The sequence below is a fragment of the Carboxylicivirga caseinilyticus genome (assembly GCF_050589785.1).
GTDB classification, from domain to species: Bacteria; Bacteroidota; Bacteroidia; order Bacteroidales; family Marinilabiliaceae; genus Carboxylicivirga; species Carboxylicivirga caseinilyticus.
In genome coordinates this window covers 1-1,645 of the sequence record NZ_JBNGOX010000096.1, presented here as the reverse complement: position 1 = coordinate 1,645, position 1,645 = coordinate 1, and the positions used below count along the sequence as shown (strand labels likewise).

The window sequence follows — 1,645 nt, the reverse complement described above, 5'->3', positions numbered from 1 at the left end:
TTTTTTAAATAATACCTAAAAAGGTGAAAAGTGCCTGAATGGCATAAACAATTTCTCCAGAAAGGAGGTGTTCCAGCCACACCTTCCGGTACGGCTACCTTGTTACGACTTAACCCTAGTTACCAGATTTACCCTAGGCCGCTCCTTGCGGTGACAGACTTCAGGTACCCCCGGCTTCCATGGTTTGACGGGCGGTGTGTACAAGGCCCGGGAACGTATTCACCGCGCCATGGCTGATGCGCGATTACTAGCGAATCCAGCTTCACGAAGTCGGGTTGCAGACTTCGATCCGAACTGAGACCGGTTTTTGAGATTCGCATCTATTCACATAGTAGCTGCCCTCTGTACCGGCCATTGTAACACGTGTGTAGCCCTGGACGTAAGGGCCGTGCTGATTTGACGTCATCCACACCTTCCTCGCGGTTTACACCGGCAGTCTCTCTAGAGTGCCCACCTTGACGTGCTGGTAACTAAAGACGTGGGTTGCGCTCGTTATGGGACTTAACCCGACACCTCACGGCACGAGCTGACGACAACCATGCAGCACCTTGTAAGCAGTCCGAAGAAAAGACCATCTCTGATCTATGCAGCCTACATTTAAGTCCAGGTAAGGTTCCTCGCGTATCATCGAATTAAACCACATGTTCCTCCGCTTGTGCGGGCCCCCGTCAATTCCTTTGAGTTTCATTGTTGCCAACGTACTCCCCAGGTGGATAACTTAATGCTTTCGCTTTGCCGCTTATTGTCTATCACAAACAGCTAGTTATCATCGTTTACGGCGTGGACTACCAGGGTATCTAATCCTGTTCGATCCCCACGCTTTCGTGCATCAGCGTCAGTTACAGTCTAGTAAGCTGCCTTCGCAATCGGTGTTCTGTGACATATCTAAGCATTTCACCGCTACATGTCACATTCCGCCTACCTCGTATGTACTCAAGAATAACAGTATCAAAGGCAATTTTACGGTTGAGCCGCAAACTTTCACCCCTGACTTACTATTCCGCCTACGCACCCTTTAAACCCAATGAATCCGGATAACGCTTGCATCCTCCGTATTACCGCGGCTGCTGGCACGGAGTTAGCCGATGCTTATTCATACGGTACCGGCAAAAATCTACACGTAGATCACATTCTTCCCGTATAAAAGTAGTTTACAACCCATAGGGCAGTCTTCCTACACGCGACATGGCTGGTTCAGGCTTGCGCCCATTGACCAATATTCCTCACTGCTGCCTCCCGTAGGAGTCTGGTCCGTGTCTCAGTACCAGTGTGGGGGACCTTCCTCTCAGAACCCCTAGACATCGTCGCCTTGGTGAGCCGTTACCTCACCAACTAGCTAATGTCACGCATGCCCATCTTACACCACAATGCTTTAATAATTAAACCATGCGATTCAATTATATTATGGGGTATTAATCCGTTTTTCAACGGGCTATCCCCCAGTGTAAGGTAGGTTGCATACGCGTTACGCACCCGTGCGCCGGTCGTCAGCGGTCCGAAGACCCTGTTACCCCTCGACTTGCATGTGTTAGGCCTGTCGCTAGCGTTCATCCTGAGCCAGGATCAAACTCTTCGTTGTATAAAAATTTTTAATGCTTTCAAAATTATTTATACCATTGACTTCAGGTTCACTTTTTACCTTTTC

At 49.1% G+C, this 1,645-nt stretch carries 1 rRNA gene; it reads right to left on the bottom strand.

What is annotated here, in order from left to right:
- Positions 1-60 precede the first annotated feature (60 nt).
- A 16S ribosomal RNA gene (locus tag ACRD62_RS22340) occupies positions 61-1,579 on the bottom strand.
- Positions 1,580-1,645: the final 66 nt, after the last annotated feature.